The organism is Cellulomonas shaoxiangyii (genome assembly GCF_004798685.1).
GTDB lineage: Bacteria > Actinomycetota > Actinomycetes > Actinomycetales > Cellulomonadaceae > Cellulomonas > Cellulomonas shaoxiangyii.
The window spans coordinates 3,875,254-3,892,675 of record NZ_CP039291.1; the positions used below are offsets into that span (position 1 = coordinate 3,875,254).

Here is a 17,422-nt window from a genome sequence, read left to right on the forward strand (position 1 = left end):
CCCCGCCCCGGGTCGGGGAGAGGGCACACGGAGCCACCCACGAGGGACGGCAGCGGCCCAGCCTACCGGGTCGGGAGGCCGACGCCGAACAGTCGTGGGGCGACGTCGTGCGGCACGGGGCCGCTCACGGGTTGGGAACCGGGCCGACGGCGCCGCCGCCGCCCTGTCCGCCACCTTGTCCGCCGCCCTGCCCGCCGCCCTGCCCACCGCCGGCCCCGCCACCGTCGGCGGGTTGCGTGGGCGTGGGCTGCGGGACGGGTGTCTGCGTCGGCTGCGGCGGCGGGCCGCTGGAGACCACGATCGTCACGACCGAGCCCGTGGCGACGGTCGCGCCGCCACCCGGGTCGGTGCGCACGACGCGGCCGGCCGGCACGCTGGTCGACTCCTCCGACACGATGCTCGGCACGAGCCCCGCGGCGAGGACCGCGCCCGAAGCGTCGGCCTCGGTCCGGCCGCCGAGCCCGCCGGGCACGGACACCTCGGCCGGCGGGGCCTCGGTCGGCTCGGGCGCGACCGTCTCCCGCGGCGGCGCGGTCGTGGCCTTGGCCGTCGGCGTGCGGCCCACGTTGGCGCGTGCCGGGAACTCCACCACCTCGGCGTACGCCGGCTGTGCGAAGACCTGCTCCATGTAGTGCGCCCAGACCGCCGCCGGGTACGTGCCGCCGGTGATCTCGCTCAGCCGGCCGCCGCCCGCCGAGAACCCGAACTTCGAGATGGAGTCCTTCGACTTGCCGTCCGCGGCCTCCTGCGAGAAGGAGACGGCCGTCGCGAGCTGCGGCACGTAGCCGACGAACCACGCGGACTTGTTGTCCTGCGACGTCCCGGTCTTGCCGGCGATGGGCCGGTCGAGCGGCGAGACCCAACCCTCGGCGGAGCCCTCCTCGACCACGCGCGTCATCGCGTACGTCGCGTCGGCCATGACCTCGGGCGAGAAGACCTGCTCGCCGCCCGTCGTGGGCTCGTACGCGAGCGACCCGTCGGTGTTCGTCACGCTGGCGATGATGTGCGGCGTGTGCCGGACGCCCTGCGCGGCGAACGTCGCGTAGGCGCCCGCCATGTCGAGCGGGCGCACGTCGTCCGCGCCCAGCACGTTGGACGGGACGACGGTCGGCTCGGTCGTGATGCCGGCCCGCTTCGCGACGTCCGCCGTCTTCTCGGGCCCCACCTCGAGGTTGAGCTCGGCGTAGACGGTGTTCACGGAGTTGGCCGTCGCCTTCACCAGGTCGACGGTCCCCTGCGACTGGTTGCCGAAGTTCTGCACCTTCCAGGGCTCGCTCTCGCCGATGTCGAACTCCTGCGGCGAGCGGCCGTCGTAGCGCGTGCTCAGGCCGATGCCCTGCTCGAGCGCCGCGACGAGGGTGAACGGCTTGAACGTCGACCCGGCCTGGACCGGGTCGAACGTCGCCGTGTTCCGCGCGTCCGCGAGGTAGTCGGGTCCGCCGTACAGCGCGACGATGCCGCCCGTGGCGGGGTCGACCGACACGACGGACATGCGCAGGCGCTCGTTGGGCAGCTCGCCCTCGGACAGCGCCCCGGTGCGCAGCGCGTCGACGGACGCGACCGCCGCCTGCTGCAGCGCGGGGTCGATGGTCGTGATGATGTCCAGGCCGCGCGTGCGCAGCTCGTCCTCGCGCCACAGCTTGGTGGCGACGAGCTCGTCCTCGACCATCTTCAGCAGGTGGCCGTTGGGCCCGCGGAACGTCTCGCCGCGCGCGTACTCCACGGTCGTCGGGAAGACCTGGGCCGCGCGGTCCGCGGCGCTGAGCCAGCCGGAGTCGACCATCGAGTCGAGCACGATGCCCCAGCGCTGCTGGGCCTTCTCCGGGCTGTTCGCGGGGTCCCAGTTGTTGGGCGACGGGATCACGCCGGCGAGCAGCGCCGCCTCGGACACGCTCAGGTCCGCCGCGTTCTTGCCGAAGTAGGCCTGGGAGGCCGCCTGGATGCCGTACGCGTCACGACCGAAGTAGATCGTGTTCAGGTAGCGGCCCATGATCTGTTCCTTGGACTCCCGCTGGCTGATCTTGACGGCGAGGATCGCTTCCTTCGCCTTGCCCAGGTAGTCCGTGGTGGTGTTCTGGTAGTACCGCTCGACGTACTGCTGCGTGAGCGTGGACCCGCCCTGCGTCGGCTTCCCCTGGATGTTGTTGAGGAAGGCGCGGGCCATACCCGTGATCGAGATGCCGCGGTTGGAGAAGAAGGTCTTGTCCTCACCGGCGGCGACGGCCTTGCCGATGTGGTCCGGGAGCGTCGCGTAGTCGACGATGTCGCGCTTCTGCTTCGCGAACTCCCCCATCACGGGGCCGGGCGTGCCGGGCGTGGGGCCGGCGAAGTAGACGGTCGTCGTCTCGAACGCCACCTCGTCGAGCTCGTCCGGCGGCTGCACGAGCGCGAACGCGGCGACCCCGGCGCCGAGCACCAGGAAGACGCCGCCGATGAAGGTGCCGAGGAGCACGCGCCACGACGGGAGCCACCGGTGCAGGCCGGTGTAGCCCGAGCGGGGGTAGTCCCAGAAGCGGCGCTTGCCGCCCTCCGACGTGGGGCGTCGCGTCGCGCGCCGGGCGCGCGAGGGCGCCGATCGGCGGTTGGTGCCTGCCACGGATGGCCTCTCGTCCGACGACTGGTGCTGCGTCGCCGTCCACCCGGTCGGGGTGGCAGGGCGGCGCGGGGCCCAGTATGGACGAACGACCTGCGCCACTCGCCTCGTCCCGGCCCGGGACGTCCGATCCTCAGCGACCTTTCACATCATCGGCACGGGGAGGGCTCGGATCTGCACACCCGGATCTGCACGCGCGGTTGTGCCCGTGCCACGTCGAGACCTACTCTCCTCGATGTATCGAGTTGATACATCGAGAGCTGGACCAGCCGGTCCCGGCGCGAGCAGCAGGCGGAGGAGGGTGACGTGCGCGGACGGTCCGACGTGCTCGACCCGGCCATCCTCGGGCTGCTCGCCGAGTCGCCCATGCACGGGTACGAGCTGCGCAAGCGGCTCAACCTGGTGCTCGGCTCGTTCCGCGCGCTCTCGTACGGCTCGCTGTACCCCGCGCTGAAGTCGCTCGCGGCCCGTGGCTGGATCGTCGGCACCGAGGCCCCCGCCGACCGGGCGGTCGTGACGAAGCGCGCGCGCATCGTCTACCAGCTCACGGCGGACGGCAAGGAGCACCTGCAGCAGGTCCTGCGCACCTCCGGCCCGTCGGCGTGGGAGGACGAGAACTTCGACGTCCGGTTCGCGTTCTTCGGCCAGACCGACGCCGAGACGCGCCTGCGCATCCTCGAGGGCCGCCGCACGCGCCTGACCGAGCGGCTGGAGACGATCCGCCAGTCGGTCAACCGCACCCGCGAGCGCATGGACGAGTACACCCTCGAGCTCCAGCGCCACGGCCTCGAGCAGGTGGAGCGCGAAGTGCGCTGGCTCGACGGCCTCATCGACAACGAGCGCGGCGTCAGCCGCTCTCGCACCGCGAGCGGCGGCCGTCCGGCCACCGCCACAGACGACGCCGAGGGATCCACCGAGGCGAGAACCGAGAAGGAGCGAGGATGACTTCCATCCGCGTCGCCATCGTCGGCGTCGGCAACTGCGCCGCATCGCTGGTCCAGGGCGTGCACTACTACCGCGACGCCGACCCGCAGGCGAAGGTCCCGGGCCTGATGCACGTGCAGTTCGGCGACTACCACGTCCGCGACATCGAGTTCGTCGCGGCCTTCGACGTCGACGCGAAGAAGGTCGGCTTCGACCTCTCGGAGGCGATCTTCAGCTCCGAGAACAACACCATCAAGATCTCGGACGTCCCCCCGCTGGGCGTCCCGGTGCAGCGCGGCCACACGCTCGACGGCCTGGGCAAGTACTACTCCGAGACCATCGAGGAGTCGGACGCGGAGCCGGTCGACGTCGTCGCCGCACTGCGCGAGGCCCAGGTCGACGTCCTGATCTGCTACCTGCCCGTCGGGTCGGAGGCTGCCGCGAAGTTCTACGCGCAGGCCGCCATCGACGCGAACGTCGCGTTCGTCAACGCGCTGCCCGTGTTCATCGCGTCCGACCCCGAGTGGGCCGCGAAGTTCGAGGCCGCCGGTGTGCCGATCGTCGGCGACGACATCAAGTCGCAGGTCGGCGCGACCATCACGCACCGGGTGCTCGCCCGCCTGTTCGAGGACCGCGGCGTGATCCTGGACCGCACGTACCAGCTGAACGTCGGCGGCAACATGGACTTCAAGAACATGCTCGAGCGCGAGCGCCTGGAGTCCAAGAAGGTCTCGAAGACGCAGGCCGTCACGTCGAACCTCGACGACGGCCCGCTGGCCGGCAAGAAGGACGACCGCAACGTCCACATCGGCCCGTCGGACTACGTCGCCTGGCTGGACGACCGCAAGTGGGCGTACGTGCGCCTCGAGGGTCGCGCGTTCGGCGACGTCCCGCTGAACCTCGAGTACAAGCTCGAGGTCTGGGACTCCCCGAACTCGGCCGGCGTCATCATCGACGCGCTGCGTGCGGCGAAGATCGCGAAGGACCGCGGCGTCGGTGGCCCGATCATCTCGGCGTCGACGTACTTCATGAAGTCCCCGCCGGTCCAGATGGAGGACCAGAAGGGCCGCGCAGAGCTCGAGGCCTTCATCCGCGGCGAGAACGAGCGCTGACCCCGCGCTGACCTCCCCCGGCACGGCCTGAGGGCCCGACGAGCACGTCTCGTCGGGCCCTCACCCGTCCCACCGGTACTCGTCGAGCGTGCAGGACGGGTGCTGCAGCGTTACGGACGCCTGGTGACCACAACGCTGCAGGACCGGGGCGTCGGGCCGGGGGCGTCGTCCACAGGGGGTCGTCGGGCGGTCACTACGGGTGCGTCTCGCGCCACCATGGCGGCGTGAGGCGGGAGGCGCTGCTGCGGACGGACGTCGCGACCTGGCCCGACGTGGTCGCCCTCGCGGAGCCCGTGCGCTCGCTCGTCGTCCGCCAGGAGGGCGCCGCGACTACCGCGCAGCTCGGTGCGGGCGGCGTGCCGGCGCGCACCGTCGCGCGTCGGGTGCGGTCGGGGCGGTGGCAGCGCGTGCACCGGGGGGTCGTCGTGCTCCAGTCGGGGCCGCTCCGGTGGCGGCAGCGGGCGCACGCGGCCCTGCTCGCGGCGGGCGCCGGCGCGGCGCTGTCGCACGCCTCGGCGGCGTACCTGCACGGCTTCGTGGCCGCGCCGGGCCCTTCGGTGGTCGTGAGCGTGCCGGCGGAGCGGGCCGTCCGGCCGCAGCGCGGCGTGCAGGTGCGTCGCCGTGGCCGGGTGCCGCGCGCCTGGGGGCGGCTGCGGTGCGTCGGGCCGGAGGACACGCTGCTGGACCTCGTGCACGAGGCGCCGGACGAGGACGCGGCGGTAGCGCTCGCGTGCGACGCCGTTCGTGCGGGCGTCCGGCCCGATGTCGTTCTCGTCGTGGCCGGCGAACGCGCCGTCCTGCGCCACCGCGCGCTCGTGCGTGCCGTGCTGGGCGACCCGTCCCTCGGGGTCGAGTCACCCCTGGAGCACCGGTACGTGCGGGACGTCGAGCGGCGCCACGGGCTGCCGCGGTCGGCCGGGCAGGTGCGGCAGCGGGTCGGCGGGCGGTGGATCCGGTCGGACCGCGCCTACCCCGGCGTCCGCGTCGAGCTGGACGGCCAGCTGGCGCACCCGTTCGCCGCGACGGACGCCGACGTGTGGCGCGACAACGCGGTGCTGCTCGCGAGCGCCGACATCACGCTGCGGTACCGGTGGCGGCACGTCGTGGCGACGCCCTGCCGGGTGGCGCACCAGGTGGCCGCCGCGCTGACGACCCGCGGCCACCCGGTGACCCTGCGCCGCTGCCCACGCTGCCCGGCCGCCGCGACACGCGACCGCCCCGCACACCCGACGCGTTGACGCGCGGCCACCACCGCACGGAGCAGCCGTGAAGCGTCGTGGACAGCAGGCGTCCACAACGCTTCACGGCCGGACCCGATCGTGGTGCGGCCTCAGCGTCGCGGCACGACCGCGGACGCGACGGGGTACCGGGCTTCCGGCCCGTCGCCCGCGGGCAGCGCCCAGCTGCCGCCGCCGACCAGGTCGACGACGACGAGCGCCGCCGGCGCCTCGTCCCCACCACAGCTGACACCCTCCGTGACCTGGACGTAGCCGGTCAGCACGTGTCCGATGCCGACGGGTGCGTCGGGCGCGACCCGGCGGCGGTCGAGCGGGGTCGTGGAGCCGTCGGCACGGAGCTCGACCACGTCGTCGTCCGCGCACCGCTCGCCGTCCGCGGTCACCGGCGCGAGCGCGGCCACCAGGCGGCCGTCGCCCACGGGGTGCACGTGGGAGGGTGCGGCCGTGTCGCCGGCGAGCTCGCGCACGACGACGGTCGCGGACCGGCCGGTGACGTCCTGCCGGACCAGCCGCGGGCGCTGGTCCGGGCGCGGCGGGTCCAGTGCGGCGCCGTCGTCGGCGCACAGCAGCAGCACGTGCGTCGCGTCGGCCCAGCCGGCCGGCCGGCACGCCTGCCCGTCCGGTACGGGCCCGCCGGGGACGGTGCGCCCGGACGCCAGCTCGACGACCACGGCACCGCCTGCGCCGCCCCGCTCCCCCAGGGCCAGCCGCGCGCCGTCGGGGCTGAGCCTCGCCTCGTGGACGAACCCGGTGCTGCCGGTGGCGACCTGCCGCGCGGCGCCGGTCGGTGGCACGACCCACCAGTCGGACGTGGCGGACGCCGAGTCGGACAGGCTCCACACCTCGCCGCCGTCGGGCGCCTCGGCGAGGAACCACGCGTCGGCGGGCAGGCCCCGCCCGTCCGGCGTGAGGTCACCGGTGCGCAGGTCGACGACGTAGCGGGCCGTGTCCTGCGCGGAAAGGTGCTCCACGACCACCGAGGACGACCCGTCCCAGCGCACGGGCTCCAGCCACGCGCCGTCCTCCCGCACCCGGCCGAGGTACAGCTCGCCCGTGGGGGCGGCGACCACGAGCGCGGTCGGCAGCAGCCGGCCGTCCACCACGAACGGGTCGCCGTACCCGTTCGTGTACAGCCCGACGGCCCAGCCGGGGCCCACGGACGCCAGCACCGCGTCGTCGAGGGCGAACATCGGCGGCATGCCGGGCACCGTGACGGGCGTCGGCGCGGTCACCGGCGTCGCCGACGGGGTCGGCGTGGGGCTCGGCGTCGGCGGGGGCGTGGGCGTCGTCGTGGTCGTCCGCGACGGGGACGGGGTCACGACGGGCTCGACGTGCGTGCGCTGGAGCCCGAACCAGCCGGCGGTTGCGACGGCCACCACCGTGACGGCGGCGACGGACGCGTGCTGCGCGGTGCGCGTCACCCGGCGGCGGCGGACGTCGCGGTGCAGCGCGGCCAGCTCGGTCGCGTCGGCGCGGGTGGCGCGCTCCCGGTCCTCGAGGGCGTCGAGGGCTCCCGTCAGGCGCGCGGTCAGGTCATCGGTCACGGCGGTTCTCCTCCCGGCCGACCAGGTGCACGGGCGCGACGTCGGCGACGGGCGCGGCGGTGGTGCCCAGACGGGCGTTGAGGGTCGCGATGCCGTCGGAGACGTACCGCTTGACCGCGCCCTCGCTCAGGCCGAGCAGCTGTGCGGTCTCCTTGACCGACAGGTCGTCCAGGTGCCGCAGCAGCACGCACGCACGCTCCCGCGGCGCCAGCTCCGCGAGCGCGGCGACCACGTCGGCGCCGAGCACGTCGGGGGCGGGATCCACGACGGCGTGGTCCGTCATCACCGCCAGGCGCGCCACCGTCAGTCGCTCACGACCCCGCCGACGCGTGCCGTCGACGAACCGGGACACGATCGCCCGGCACACGTACTGCTCGGCCTGCTGCACCGAGCCGAACGTCGCGCGCGCCGCGAACGTCGACACCAGCGCGTCGTGCACCAGGTCGACCGCGTCCGCCCGCGACCCCGAGACGAGCGTCGCGCGCGCCACCAGGGCCCCGTACCTGTCCTGCACCAACGCGTCGAGCGCCGGCTGCCACCGACCGCTCACGCCACCCACCGTCCGGACACCGGTCCTCCTCATCACCGTCGAGCAGTACAACGCCCACGGGCCGCCCGAGGTTGGGTCGGCGCGCGCGGCCCCGACCTGAAGGCCGGCGGCGTGCGGCACGGGTCCGGGCACGTCGCCGGAACGCGCCGGAACGCGCCTGCACCGAGGCGGACGGAGGCGGACGTCACCAGGTCAGGGCCGCCGTCCCGGGGACCCGACCGCATAGCCTGGTCTGCGTGCAGGTGCTCTCCGACCTCCGGGCGCTCTGGCCGCTGAGCGGCTTCCGGCGCCTCTTCGCCGTACGACTGGTCAGCCAGTCGTCGGACGGCATGTTCCAGGTCGGGCTGGCCACCCTGTTCTTCTTCTCGCCCGAGAACGCGAGCACGGCGACCGGGGTCGCGGCGGCCTTCGCGGTGCTGCTGCTGCCGTTCACGATCGTCGGGCCGTGGGCCGGGGTGCTGCTGGACCGGTGGCGGCGCCGCCAGGTGCTGCTGTGGGGCAACCTCGTGCGCGTCGCCCTGACGCTGACGATCGCGGTGATCATGCTGACGGTCGGCGTCACGCCGGCGGTGTACGTGCTGGCGCTGATCACGCTGTCGGTCAACCGGTTCCTGCTGTCGGCGCTCTCGGCGTCCCTGCCGAAGGTCGTCGACGGGCCGTTGCTCCTCACCGCGAACTCGCTGACGCCGACGCTGGGTGCGGCGGCGGCAGGCGCGGGCGGCGCGATCGGGTTCCTGCTGGGCCTCGTCCTGCCGACCGGCCGCGTCCGGGACGCGATCTCCCTGCTGCTCGCCGCGGCCGTCATGGCCTGCGCGTCGGCGCTCGCGACCCGGCTGGGTCCCGAGCAGCTCGGCCCCGACGAGCGCGCCGAGCGTGCCGACGTCCGCGCGGCGCTCGCCGAGCTCGCGCGTGGGCTGGTCGCGGGCGCCCGGTGGCTCGTCGCGCGGCGCACCCCGGCGCAGGCGCTCGGGATCATGGCGCTGCACCGCTTCTGCTACGGCGCGGTGTTCATCGCGAGCATCCTCATCTCCCGCAACCTCCTGTCCGACCCGGCGGACGCCGACGCCGGCCTGAAGACGTTCGGCCTCGTGCTCGGCGCCAGCGCGGTGGGCTTCGCGCTGGCCGTCGTCCTCACCCCCGTGCTGAGCCCGCGCACCGGCCCGCACCGCTGGGTCGTCCTGTGCCTCGGGCTCGCGGTCGTGAGCCAGCTGCTGCTGGCGGTCACCGTGGCGCGGTGGGCGGTGCTCGCGTGCGCGCTGGCGCTCGGCCTCGCGGCGCAGGGGGCGAAGATCGCGGTCGACACGATCGTCCAGCGGGACACCGTCGACGCGTACCGCGGGCGGGCGTTCTCGCTCTACGACGTCCTCTACAACGCCGCCTTCGTCGGTGCGGCCGCGCTCGCCGCCGTGACCCTGCCCGACACGGGCTGGTCCCGGCCGGTGTTCGTCGCCCTCGCCGTCGTCTACGCCCTCGGGGCCGTCGCGTACGCGGCCGCGCCGCACGCCCCTGCCCCCGTCGGCCGCACGTCGCGGCAGGTGGCCCCGGCGTGACGACGCAGGACGCGCACCTCCCCCCGCTGGCCGCGCTGGAGGACGTGCTCACGGGCGACCTCGCGCGGCGGGTGCTCGTCGACCACACGCTCGCGATGATCCTCACGGACCCGACGCAGCCGGACGAGCCGGTGGTCTGGTCGAACGCGGCGTTCACGGAGCTGACGGGGTACGGGGCGCACGAGGTGCGGGGCCGCAACTGCCGGTTCCTGCAGTCGCCGCACACCGACCCGGCCGCCGTCGCGGGGCTGCGTGCCGCCCTCGCCGCCGGCGAGGACCACGTCGAGCTGCTGCTCAACGCGCGCAAGGACGGCTCGGAGTTCTGGAACCAGCTCGTCGTGACGCACCTGCGCGACGACGACGGCCGCGTCACCCACCGGCTCGGCGTGCAGGTCGACGTGACGGCACGCGCCGCCGGCGAGGCGGCCCGCGACGTCGAGCTCTCCCTCGCCCGCCGCACGGGTGAGCGGCTCGCGCTGCTCGCGGCCGTCACGGACGAGCTCACGCGGCACCTCGAGTACGAGGACGCCGTCGACGCCCTCCCGGAGGTCGTCGTGCCGCGCATGGCGACGTGGGGCTTCGTCGCCGTGACGAACGAGCGCGGCCGTTTCGAGCACGTGCACGTGGTGACGACCGACCCGGCCGCCGCCGACGCGGCCGCCGCGCTCGAGCACGAGAGCCCGGAGTGGCTGCTCCACTCGCCGCGCGTCCAGGCGGCGCTGCGGTCCGGGCCGGAGCACGTCGCCGACGCGCTGCCCGTCGACGTGGACTCCCTGCCCGCCCGCACGACGTCCCGCCAGCTCGCGCTGCTGCGCACGCTGCGGCTCGGGTCCGCGCTCGTCGTGCCGCTGCGTGCGCGTGCGGGCGTGATCGGCGTCCTGTGCCTCGTGCACGAGCGGCCCGACTGGTTCGACCGCGAGGCCGTCGTCACGGCCGCGCACCTGAGCAGCCGCGCCGGCATCGTGCTGGAGAACGTGCGCCTCTACCTCGCCGAGCGGGACGCGGCGCTCACGCTGCAGCACAGCCTGCTGCCGGTGCTGGGCGACGTCGCGGGACTCGACGTGGCGGCGTCCTACCTGCCGTCCGGCCGGCGCGCCCAGGTGGGTGGCGACTGGTTCGACGCGTTCGCGCTGCCGGACGGCGCGGTGAGCCTCGCCGTCGGCGACGTCGTCGGCCACGACCTGCGGGCCGCCGCGTCGATGGGCCAGCTCCGCTCGCTGCTGCGCGCCGCCGTGTGGCGCGGCGACGAGCCGGGGACGGCGCTCGCCGGGCTCGACGAGCTCGTCCGCGGCCTCGAGCTCGCGGACCTGGCGACGTGCGTGCAGGTGCGCTGGGAGCGGACCGACGACGGCGCGCGCCTGACCTGGGCCACCGCGGGGCACCCGCCGGGGCTCGTCCGGCTGCCCGACGGGCAGGTCGTCGAGCTCACCGGCGGCAGCACCACGCCGGTCGGGCTCGCCGGGCCGGGCCGCGGGTCGCAGGCGTCGGCGACCTTCCCGCGCGGCGCGACCCTCGTGCTCTACAGCGACGGGCTGGTCGAGCGCCGCGACCGCACGCTGCGCGACGGCATCGGCCGCCTGCGGGAGGCACTCGCCGCGACCCCCGCGGGCGCGTCGGCCGAGCAGGTGCGCGACGCGCTCGTCGCCGGGCTCGTGGGCCGGCACCAGGAGGACGACGTCTGCCTCCTCGTCGTCCGCGACGCCTGACGCGGGCCCGCCCCGCCCGGGGGCGCGGGGGTCAGCCCGTGCGGGTCTCCCACCAGCGCAGCAGCTCCTCGCGCGCGGCGTCCTCCCCGAGCGGCCCGCGCTCCATCCGCAGCTCGAGCAGGAAGCGGTACGCCTCCCCCACCTCCCGGCCGGGCGGCAGCCCGAGCGCGGCCATGATCTGCGTGCCGTCGAGGTCCGGGCGGATCGCCGCCAGCTCCTCCTGCTCCCGCAGCGCCGCGATGCGCGCCTCGAGGTCGTCGTACGCGGCGGACAGCCGGGCGGCCTTGCGCGTGTTCCGCGTCGTCGAGTCCGAGCGCGTCAGCCGGTGCAGCCGCTCCAGCAGCGGGCCCGCGTCGGTGACGTAGCGGCGCACGGCCGAGTCGGTCCACTCGCCCTCGCCGTAGCCGTGGAACCGCAGGTGCAGCTCGGTGAGGCGGGAGACGTCCTGCACGGTCTGCTTGTCGAAGCGCAGGGCCTTGAGCCGCTTCGCGACGAGCTTCGCGCCGACGACCTCGTGGTGGTGGAAGCTCACGCCGCCGCCGGGCTCGAACCGGCGCGTGCGCGGCTTGCCGATGTCGTGCAGCAGCGCGGCGAGGCGCAGCACGAGGTCGGGCCCGGGGACGGCGCCGTCGGGCCCGGTCTCGAGCGCGATCGCCTTCTGCAGGACCATGAGCGAGTGCTCGTAGACGTCCTTGTGGCGGTGGTGCTCGTCGATCTCGAGGCGCAGCGCCGGCAGCTCGGGCAGCACGTGGTCGGCCAGGCCCGTGTCGACGAGGAGCTCGAGGCCGGCTCGGGCGTGCGGTGCCAGCAGCAGCTTGACGAGCTCGTCGCGGACGCGCTCCGCGGAGACGATCGTGATGCGCTCGGCCATGTCGACGACCGCCGCGCGGGCCGCGTCGTCGAGGTCGAAGCCGAGCTGGGCGACGAAGCGCGCGGCGCGCATCATGCGCAGCGGGTCGTCGTCGAAGGACTGCCGCGGGTCGACGGGCGTGCGCAGCACCCGCGCGGCGAGGTCCGCGAGCCCACCGAACGGGTCGACGAAGACGAGGTCCGGCACGCGCACCGCCATGGCGTTGACGGTGAAGTCGCGGCGCGACAGGTCACCCTCGAGCGTGTCGCCGAACGCCACGACCGGCTTGCGCGAGGACGCGTCGTACTCGTCGGTGCGATAGGTCGTCACCTCGACGACGACGTCGGCCGACCCGGCTCCGCGGCGACCCGCGAACCGGCGCGCCCCGACCGTCCCGAACTCGCGGCCGACGTCCCAGTGCGCGTCCCCCCACGCGGCCAGCAGCGGCTCGGCCTCGTCCGGTGTCGCCGAGGTCGCGAAGTCGAGGTCGTTGCTCACGCGGCCGAGGAACGCGTCGCGGACGGGCCCGCCGACGAGCGCCAGCTCGTGACCGGCCGCGCGGAACGCCTCCCCGAGCGGGACCGCGTCCGGCGCCATGCGGGTGAGCACGTCGATCGCGCGGCGCTGGAGCTGGGTCAGGGAGGGCAGGGGAGGACGGTCGTCGGTCTCGCGCGGCACCGCACCAGGGTGCCAGAGGTCCCGGCTCGTCCCGCGCGGCCCGCTGCGGAGGTGACCACCACGTGAGCACCCGTCGACCCCCGCATGACCGCGTGATGACGAGGACATGACGTCGCTCGTCCGGATGACAGCGGACACCAGGGGAGGACTCGTTACAGTGTCGGCATGTCCGCCGCCCCCCACCCGCCCGTCCCCGGGCGCGTGCCGGCGCCTCCCGGCGGCCATGCCCTGCGCATCGACCCCGCCCGGCTGGCCCCGCGTGCGCAGCCGGTGGCCGTGCCCGTGGTCGACGAGACCTCGGCCGGGGGCCTCGTCGTCACGCAGCGCGACGGCGAGTACGAGGCGGCCGTGATCGCGCGGCGCAACCGTGCCGGACGGCTCGAGTGGTGCCTGCCCAAGGGCCACCTCGAGGGTGACGAGACGCCCGAGGAGGCCGCCGTCCGTGAGATCGCCGAGGAGACCGGCATCACCGGCCGCGTGCTGCGCCGCCTCGGCGTCATCGACTACTGGTTCTCCGGCGACGACCGACGGGTGCACAAGGTGGTGCACCACTTCCTGCTCGGCGCCGTGCACGGCGACCTGACGGTCGAGAACGACCCCGACGGCGAGGCGGAGCAGGTCGAGTGGGTGCGGGTCGCCGACCTCTCCGCCCGCCTCGCGTACCCGAACGAGCGCCGGCTCGCGGGGACCGCGCTCGTCGTCCTCACCGACGACGCATGAGCGCACGCGACCGCCGCCGCACGCGCCCGGCACTGCTCGCGCTGCTGCTGCTGACGTGCCTGCTGGGCCTGCTCGCCCCCGCCACGCCGGCGGCGCTCGCCGCCGGCGACGCGGCGCCCACGGGCGAGCCGGCCGCCTCCTCCGCGGCACGCACCGGCCCGTCGGCGCTGCCGACGCGTCCGCCGGACGACGCGACGGCGAGGCCGGACGACGAGGACGAGCTCGGCGTGCGGGTGCAGGTGCTGGAGATCGCGCCGGTCGTGCTGCGCCCCGGCGAGGACCTCACGGTCCGCGTGCGGCTGACCAACACGGGCGAGGACGAGGTGACGGCGCCGCGCGCGTACGTGCGGATCGAGCGCATCCGACCCGGCACCCGCGCGGACCTCGAGACGTGGCTCGCCGAGCCTGCGGCGACCGGATCCGGCGGGCGCGTCGGCACCCGCGCCGCGACCGTGGCGGCGGACGCCCCCCTGCCGTCCGGCGCCGCCGTCGACCTCACGCTCACCGTGCCGGCCGGGGAGGTCGGCCTGCTCGACCGCCCGGACGTGTGGGGCGCCCGCGGGCTGGCCGTCGAGGCCGTGGACGGCACCCGCCGCGTCGGGCTCGAGCGCACGTTCGTGCTCTGGGCCCCCGAGGGGGCGATCCCACAGGCGCGCGTCTCGGTGCTCGCGCCCGTGGTCGGGCCGCCGACCGTGCCCGCGGCGCTCGAGGGTGAGGCCACCGTGCCGGGTGACGACCTCGAGACGCTCGCCGGCCCCGGCGGGCGCCTCGCCGAGGTGCTCGACGTCGCCCGGGCGCACCCCGACGTCTCGCTCGCCGTGGACCCCGCGCTCGTCGCCTCGGCGCGTGCCGCCGACGGCGCGGCCGGCACGTGGTCGCAGGACCTGCTGACCGTGGCGGCCGGCCGTGACGTCATGGTCCTGCCGTGGGGCGACCCGGACCTGACGGCGCTCGCCCACGCCGGCACGCCGGACCTGCTGCAGGCCGCCGTCGAGCGGTCCCGCGCCGCGACCGTGGGCGGCACGACGCAGGACGCCGCACTCGCCGGACGCACCGACGTCCTGTGGGCGCCCGGCCCCACCACCGACCAGGCGACCGCCGACCTCGCCGCCGAGGCCGGTGCCGAGGTGCTCGTGCTGGCTCCCGGGGACCTGCCCACCCGGACCGGCGAGCCGAGCGGCGCGCGCACCGACGACGCGGGCGACGGGCTCGTCGGGCTCGTCCCCGACGAGGTGCTGACCGAGCTCCTCGTCGACCCCGTCTCGCTCGACCCGGACGCCACGCCCGCGACCGTCGTGCAGCGCGTGCTCGCCGAGCTGTCCGTCGTCGCGCGCGCGTCCGGCACCGGCCCGCAGCACCTGCTCGTCGCACCGCCGCGCGGGTGGACCCCCGACCGCGAGGTCGTCGACGCGACCCTGGCGGCCGTCCAGAGCGCGCCCTGGTCGCGGCTGTCCTCGCTGTCCTCGCTGCTCGGCGCCCCGTCCGACACCACGGCGCGCGAGCCACTGCCCGCGCTGACGGAGGTGGCCGCCGCGCTCCCCGCCGAGCAGGTGCGCCGGCTCGCGGAGGCCCGCGCGGGCACGCAGACGTTCGCGTCCGTCACGACCGACCCCGATGCGATCGTCGCCGGCGTCGACGAGGCCGTGCTGACGCCGCTCGCGACGGCGTGGCGCGTCGACCCGCCGGCGCGCGCCGAGGTCGTCGACGCCGTCGTCACCGAGGTGGACGCACGCCGCACCGGCCTCGAGCTCGCGCAGACGAGCACCCAGAACATCATCAGCGCGAGCGGTGAGGTGCGGTTCTCCGTGCGCAACGGCCTCCCCGCCGACGCGACCGTCCAGGTCCGCACCACGCCCCGCAAGGCGTGCCTGCGGGCCGGGGAGAGCGCGACGGTGGTCGTGCCCGCGGGCGGCGAGGCCGCCGTCCCGGTGCCGGTCCACGCCACGGCGAACTGCGAGGTCGAGGTCGAGGCCGTGCTGACCAGCGCCGACGGCACACCGCTGTCCGCGCCCGTCACGTTCCTCGCCCGCGTGACGCCGACCATCGAGTCCGTCGGCACGGGCGTCGTCGGCGTCCTGCTCGCGGTCGGGCTCGTGCTCGGCATCGTCCGCACGGTCCGCCGCGGCCAGAGCGCGCGGCGCGGTGCGCGGCGCGTGCGCGAGGAGGAGGGCACGCGGCCCCTGCCCGTGCTGGGCGGCACACCGGAGGGAGACGCGTGAGCGGGGTCGGGTCGACGGGCGGGGTCGGGGTCCCGGGCGAGGCCCAGCCGACGGGCGGGGCCGGCTCCTCGGACGGTGCCGTGCGCCGCGGGGCCGCCGTGATGGCGTCCGGTACCGCCGTGTCGCGGCTGCTGGGCTTCCTGCGGGCGATGGCGCTCGCGGCGGCGGTCGGCGCGACCGGGCAGGCGGCGGACGCGTTCTCCGTGGCCAACAAGCTGCCGAACGTGCTCTACATGCTGCTCGCCGGCGGCGTGCTCAACGCGATCCTCGTCCCGCAGGTCGTCCGTGCGTACAAGCGCAACGCCGGCCAGGAGTACGTGGACCGGCTGCTGTCGTTCGGCTTCGCGCTGCTCGCGGGCCTGAGCCTCGTGCTGACGCTCGCCGCGCCGCTGCTCGTGCGCGTGTACGCCGACCCCGCGAGCGACGCCCAGATCACGCTCGCGACGACCTTCGCCTACTGGTGCGTCCCCCAGCTCTTCTTCTACGGCGCGTACGCGCTGCTCGGTCAGGTGCTGAACGCCCGGCAGTCGTTCGGCCCGTACATGTGGGCGCCGGTGGTCAACAACGTCGTGTCCATCGTCGGGTTCGGCGCGTTCATCGCCGTGTTCGGCGGCGGCGTGACCGCCGCGGCGGACTGGGACGCGGGCCGCATCGCGCTGCTGGCCGGCACCGCCACCGCCGGCGTCGTCGCACAGGCGCTCGTGCTCGTCCCGTTCCTGCGGCGGGCCGGCGTGTCCTACCGGTGGCGCTGGGGCCTGCGCGGGTCGGGGCTGAGCCGCGCGGGCACGGTCGCGACGTGGACGTTCATCGGCCTCGCGATCGGCCAGCTGGGATACGTCGTCGTGAGCCGCGTCGCGTCGGCCGCACCCGGCGCCGCGGACGAGGCCCAGGCGCACATCGCCGGCAACGCCGCGTACGACTACGCGTTCACCCTGTTCATGCTCCCCCACTCGCTCGTCACGGTGTCGCTCGCGACCGCGCTGTTCACGCGCCTGTCGGCGCAGGCGCACGACGTCGACACCGCCGGCGTGCGGTCCACGTTGTCGTCGGGGCTGCGGGTCGTCGGCCTGTTCACGATCATCGCCGCGGCGGGTCTCGTGGTCCTCGCGCAGCCCGTGACCCGCCTGGTGCTGCCCAGCCAGCCCCAGGGGTCGGTCGACGCCGTCGCCGGCGTCGTCGTCGCCATGGCGGTCGGCCTGCCGGCGTTCGGCGCGTGGTCGATGTGCCAGCGCGTCTACTACGCGTACGAGGACGCCCGCGCCATGGTGCCCATCCAGGTCGCGATGGCCGTTGTCGTCGCCGGTGGCGCGCTGCTGAGCCAGGCGGTGCTGCCGAGCTCCGCCTGGGTGGCCGGCGCCGGGGTGTCGATGAGCGTGTCGTACGTGCTCGGTGCGGTCGCGGCCATGGTCTCGCTGCGCCGCCGGCTGGGTGACGTGGACGCGCGCGCCGTCGTGCGCACCCACGCCCGGGCGACCCTCGCGGGCCTGGCCGCGGCGGCGGTCGGCGTCGGGGCGCTGCTTCTCATGGAGCGGTGGGGGCCCGACGGCCTCCCCGGCGCCGTCCTGCAGTGCGTCGCGGTGGGCGGCGCGATGGGCCTGACGTACCTCGGCGGGCTGCGCCTCATGCGCGTCCGCGAGCTCGACCTGCTGCTCGGGCCGCTGCTGCGCAGGCTCCGCGGAAGGCGGGGGTCCGACCGACCCGTCTAGCATGGCCCCCAGGGTGCGCGGCCGGCGCGCGC

Annotated in this window: 12 protein-coding genes; 8 read left to right on the forward strand and 4 right to left on the reverse strand. The window is 75.3% G+C overall.

The genetic code is table 11. The features are described from left to right. Positions 1 to 124 precede the first annotated feature (124 nt). Positions 125 to 2,596 carry a transglycosylase domain-containing protein gene (locus tag E5225_RS17220; protein ID WP_135972175.1) on the reverse strand — a complete coding sequence of 824 codons (2,472 nt, stop codon included), beginning with the start codon at positions 2,594 to 2,596 and terminating at the stop codon, positions 125 to 127. A 303-nt stretch (positions 2,597 to 2,899) separates the two neighbouring features. Here E5225_RS17220 and E5225_RS17225 point away from each other — a divergent pair, with 303 nt between their 5' ends. The 3 genes from E5225_RS17225 to E5225_RS17235 all read left to right on the forward strand — a co-directional run bounded on the left by E5225_RS17225 (position 2,900) and on the right by E5225_RS17235 (position 5,867). Beyond that, positions 2,900 to 3,538: a PadR family transcriptional regulator gene (locus E5225_RS17225; protein ID WP_135972176.1), complete on the forward strand. Its 639-nt coding sequence runs from the start codon at positions 2,900 to 2,902 to the stop codon at positions 3,536 to 3,538. Then, positions 3,535 to 4,629, forward strand: a complete 1,095-nt coding sequence (locus E5225_RS17230; protein WP_135972177.1) for an inositol-3-phosphate synthase — start codon at positions 3,535 to 3,537, stop codon at positions 4,627 to 4,629. The genes E5225_RS17225 and E5225_RS17230 overlap by 4 nt, the downstream gene beginning before the upstream one ends. A 224-nt stretch (positions 4,630 to 4,853) precedes the next feature. Continuing rightward, a complete protein-coding gene (locus tag E5225_RS17235) occupies positions 4,854 to 5,867 on the forward strand; it encodes a type IV toxin-antitoxin system AbiEi family antitoxin domain-containing protein (RefSeq protein WP_243738074.1) in 1,014 nt (337 codons plus the stop codon). Positions 5,868 to 5,959: 92 nt separating this feature from the next. On the opposite strand, the gene E5225_RS17240 is transcribed toward E5225_RS17235, so the two are convergent. Further along, entirely contained in the window at positions 5,960 to 7,411 is a 1,452-nt protein-coding gene (locus tag E5225_RS17240; protein ID WP_135972178.1) for a hypothetical protein, read from the reverse strand. Then, positions 7,401 to 7,961, reverse strand: coding sequence for an RNA polymerase sigma factor (locus tag E5225_RS17245; RefSeq protein ID WP_135972179.1), 561 nt, complete (start codon positions 7,959 to 7,961; stop codon positions 7,401 to 7,403). Before E5225_RS17245 ends, E5225_RS17240 begins: the two co-directional genes overlap by 11 nt. A gap of 236 nt (positions 7,962 to 8,197) precedes the next feature. Here E5225_RS17245 and E5225_RS17250 point away from each other — a divergent pair, with 236 nt between their 5' ends. Then, positions 8,198 to 9,511, forward strand: coding sequence for an MFS transporter (locus E5225_RS17250; protein ID WP_135972180.1), 1,314 nt, complete (start codon positions 8,198 to 8,200; stop codon positions 9,509 to 9,511). Continuing rightward, positions 9,508 to 11,217, forward strand: coding sequence for a SpoIIE family protein phosphatase (locus E5225_RS17255; RefSeq protein WP_243738075.1), 1,710 nt, complete (start codon positions 9,508 to 9,510; stop codon positions 11,215 to 11,217). Before E5225_RS17250 ends, E5225_RS17255 begins: the two co-directional genes overlap by 4 nt. 31 nt (positions 11,218 to 11,248) lie before the next feature. On the opposite strand, the gene E5225_RS17260 is transcribed toward E5225_RS17255, so the two are convergent. Continuing rightward, positions 11,249 to 12,853: a CCA tRNA nucleotidyltransferase gene (locus E5225_RS17260; RefSeq protein WP_135972222.1), complete on the reverse strand. Its 1,605-nt coding sequence runs from the start codon at positions 12,851 to 12,853 to the stop codon at positions 11,249 to 11,251. A gap of 57 nt (positions 12,854 to 12,910) precedes the next feature. On the opposite strand from E5225_RS17260, the gene E5225_RS17265 reads away from it, so the two are divergent. From E5225_RS17265 to murJ, 3 genes are read left to right on the forward strand one after another with little or no spacing between them, the layout of a single operon-like run. Continuing rightward, on the forward strand, positions 12,911 to 13,465 hold the full coding sequence (locus tag E5225_RS17265) for an NUDIX hydrolase (RefSeq protein ID WP_135972181.1): 555 nt from the start codon (positions 12,911 to 12,913) through the stop codon (positions 13,463 to 13,465). Further along, complete coding sequence (locus tag E5225_RS17270) at positions 13,462 to 15,684, forward strand: DUF6049 family protein (RefSeq protein WP_135972182.1); 2,223 nt, start codon at positions 13,462 to 13,464, stop codon at positions 15,682 to 15,684. Before E5225_RS17265 ends, E5225_RS17270 begins: the two co-directional genes overlap by 4 nt. Continuing rightward, positions 15,681 to 17,390, forward strand: coding sequence for a murein biosynthesis integral membrane protein MurJ (murJ, locus tag E5225_RS17275; RefSeq protein WP_243738076.1), 1,710 nt, complete (start codon positions 15,681 to 15,683; stop codon positions 17,388 to 17,390). Before E5225_RS17270 ends, murJ begins: the two co-directional genes overlap by 4 nt. Positions 17,391 to 17,422 lie beyond the last annotated feature (32 nt).

What these genes read in the sequence shown, in the direction of transcription:
- E5225_RS17270 (WP_135972182.1), top strand. Translation starts at nt 13,462, where the DNA reads ATGAGCGCACGCGACCGCCGCCGCACGCGCCCGGCACTGCTCGCGCTG.
- E5225_RS17260 (WP_135972222.1), bottom strand. Translation starts at nt 12,853, where the DNA reads ATGTCCTCGTCATCACGCGGTCATGCGGGGGTCGACGGGTGCTCACGT.
- E5225_RS17265 (WP_135972181.1), top strand. Translation starts at nt 12,911, where the DNA reads ATGTCCGCCGCCCCCCACCCGCCCGTCCCCGGGCGCGTGCCGGCGCCT.
- E5225_RS17230 (WP_135972177.1), top strand. Translation starts at nt 3,535, where the DNA reads ATGACTTCCATCCGCGTCGCCATCGTCGGCGTCGGCAACTGCGCCGCA.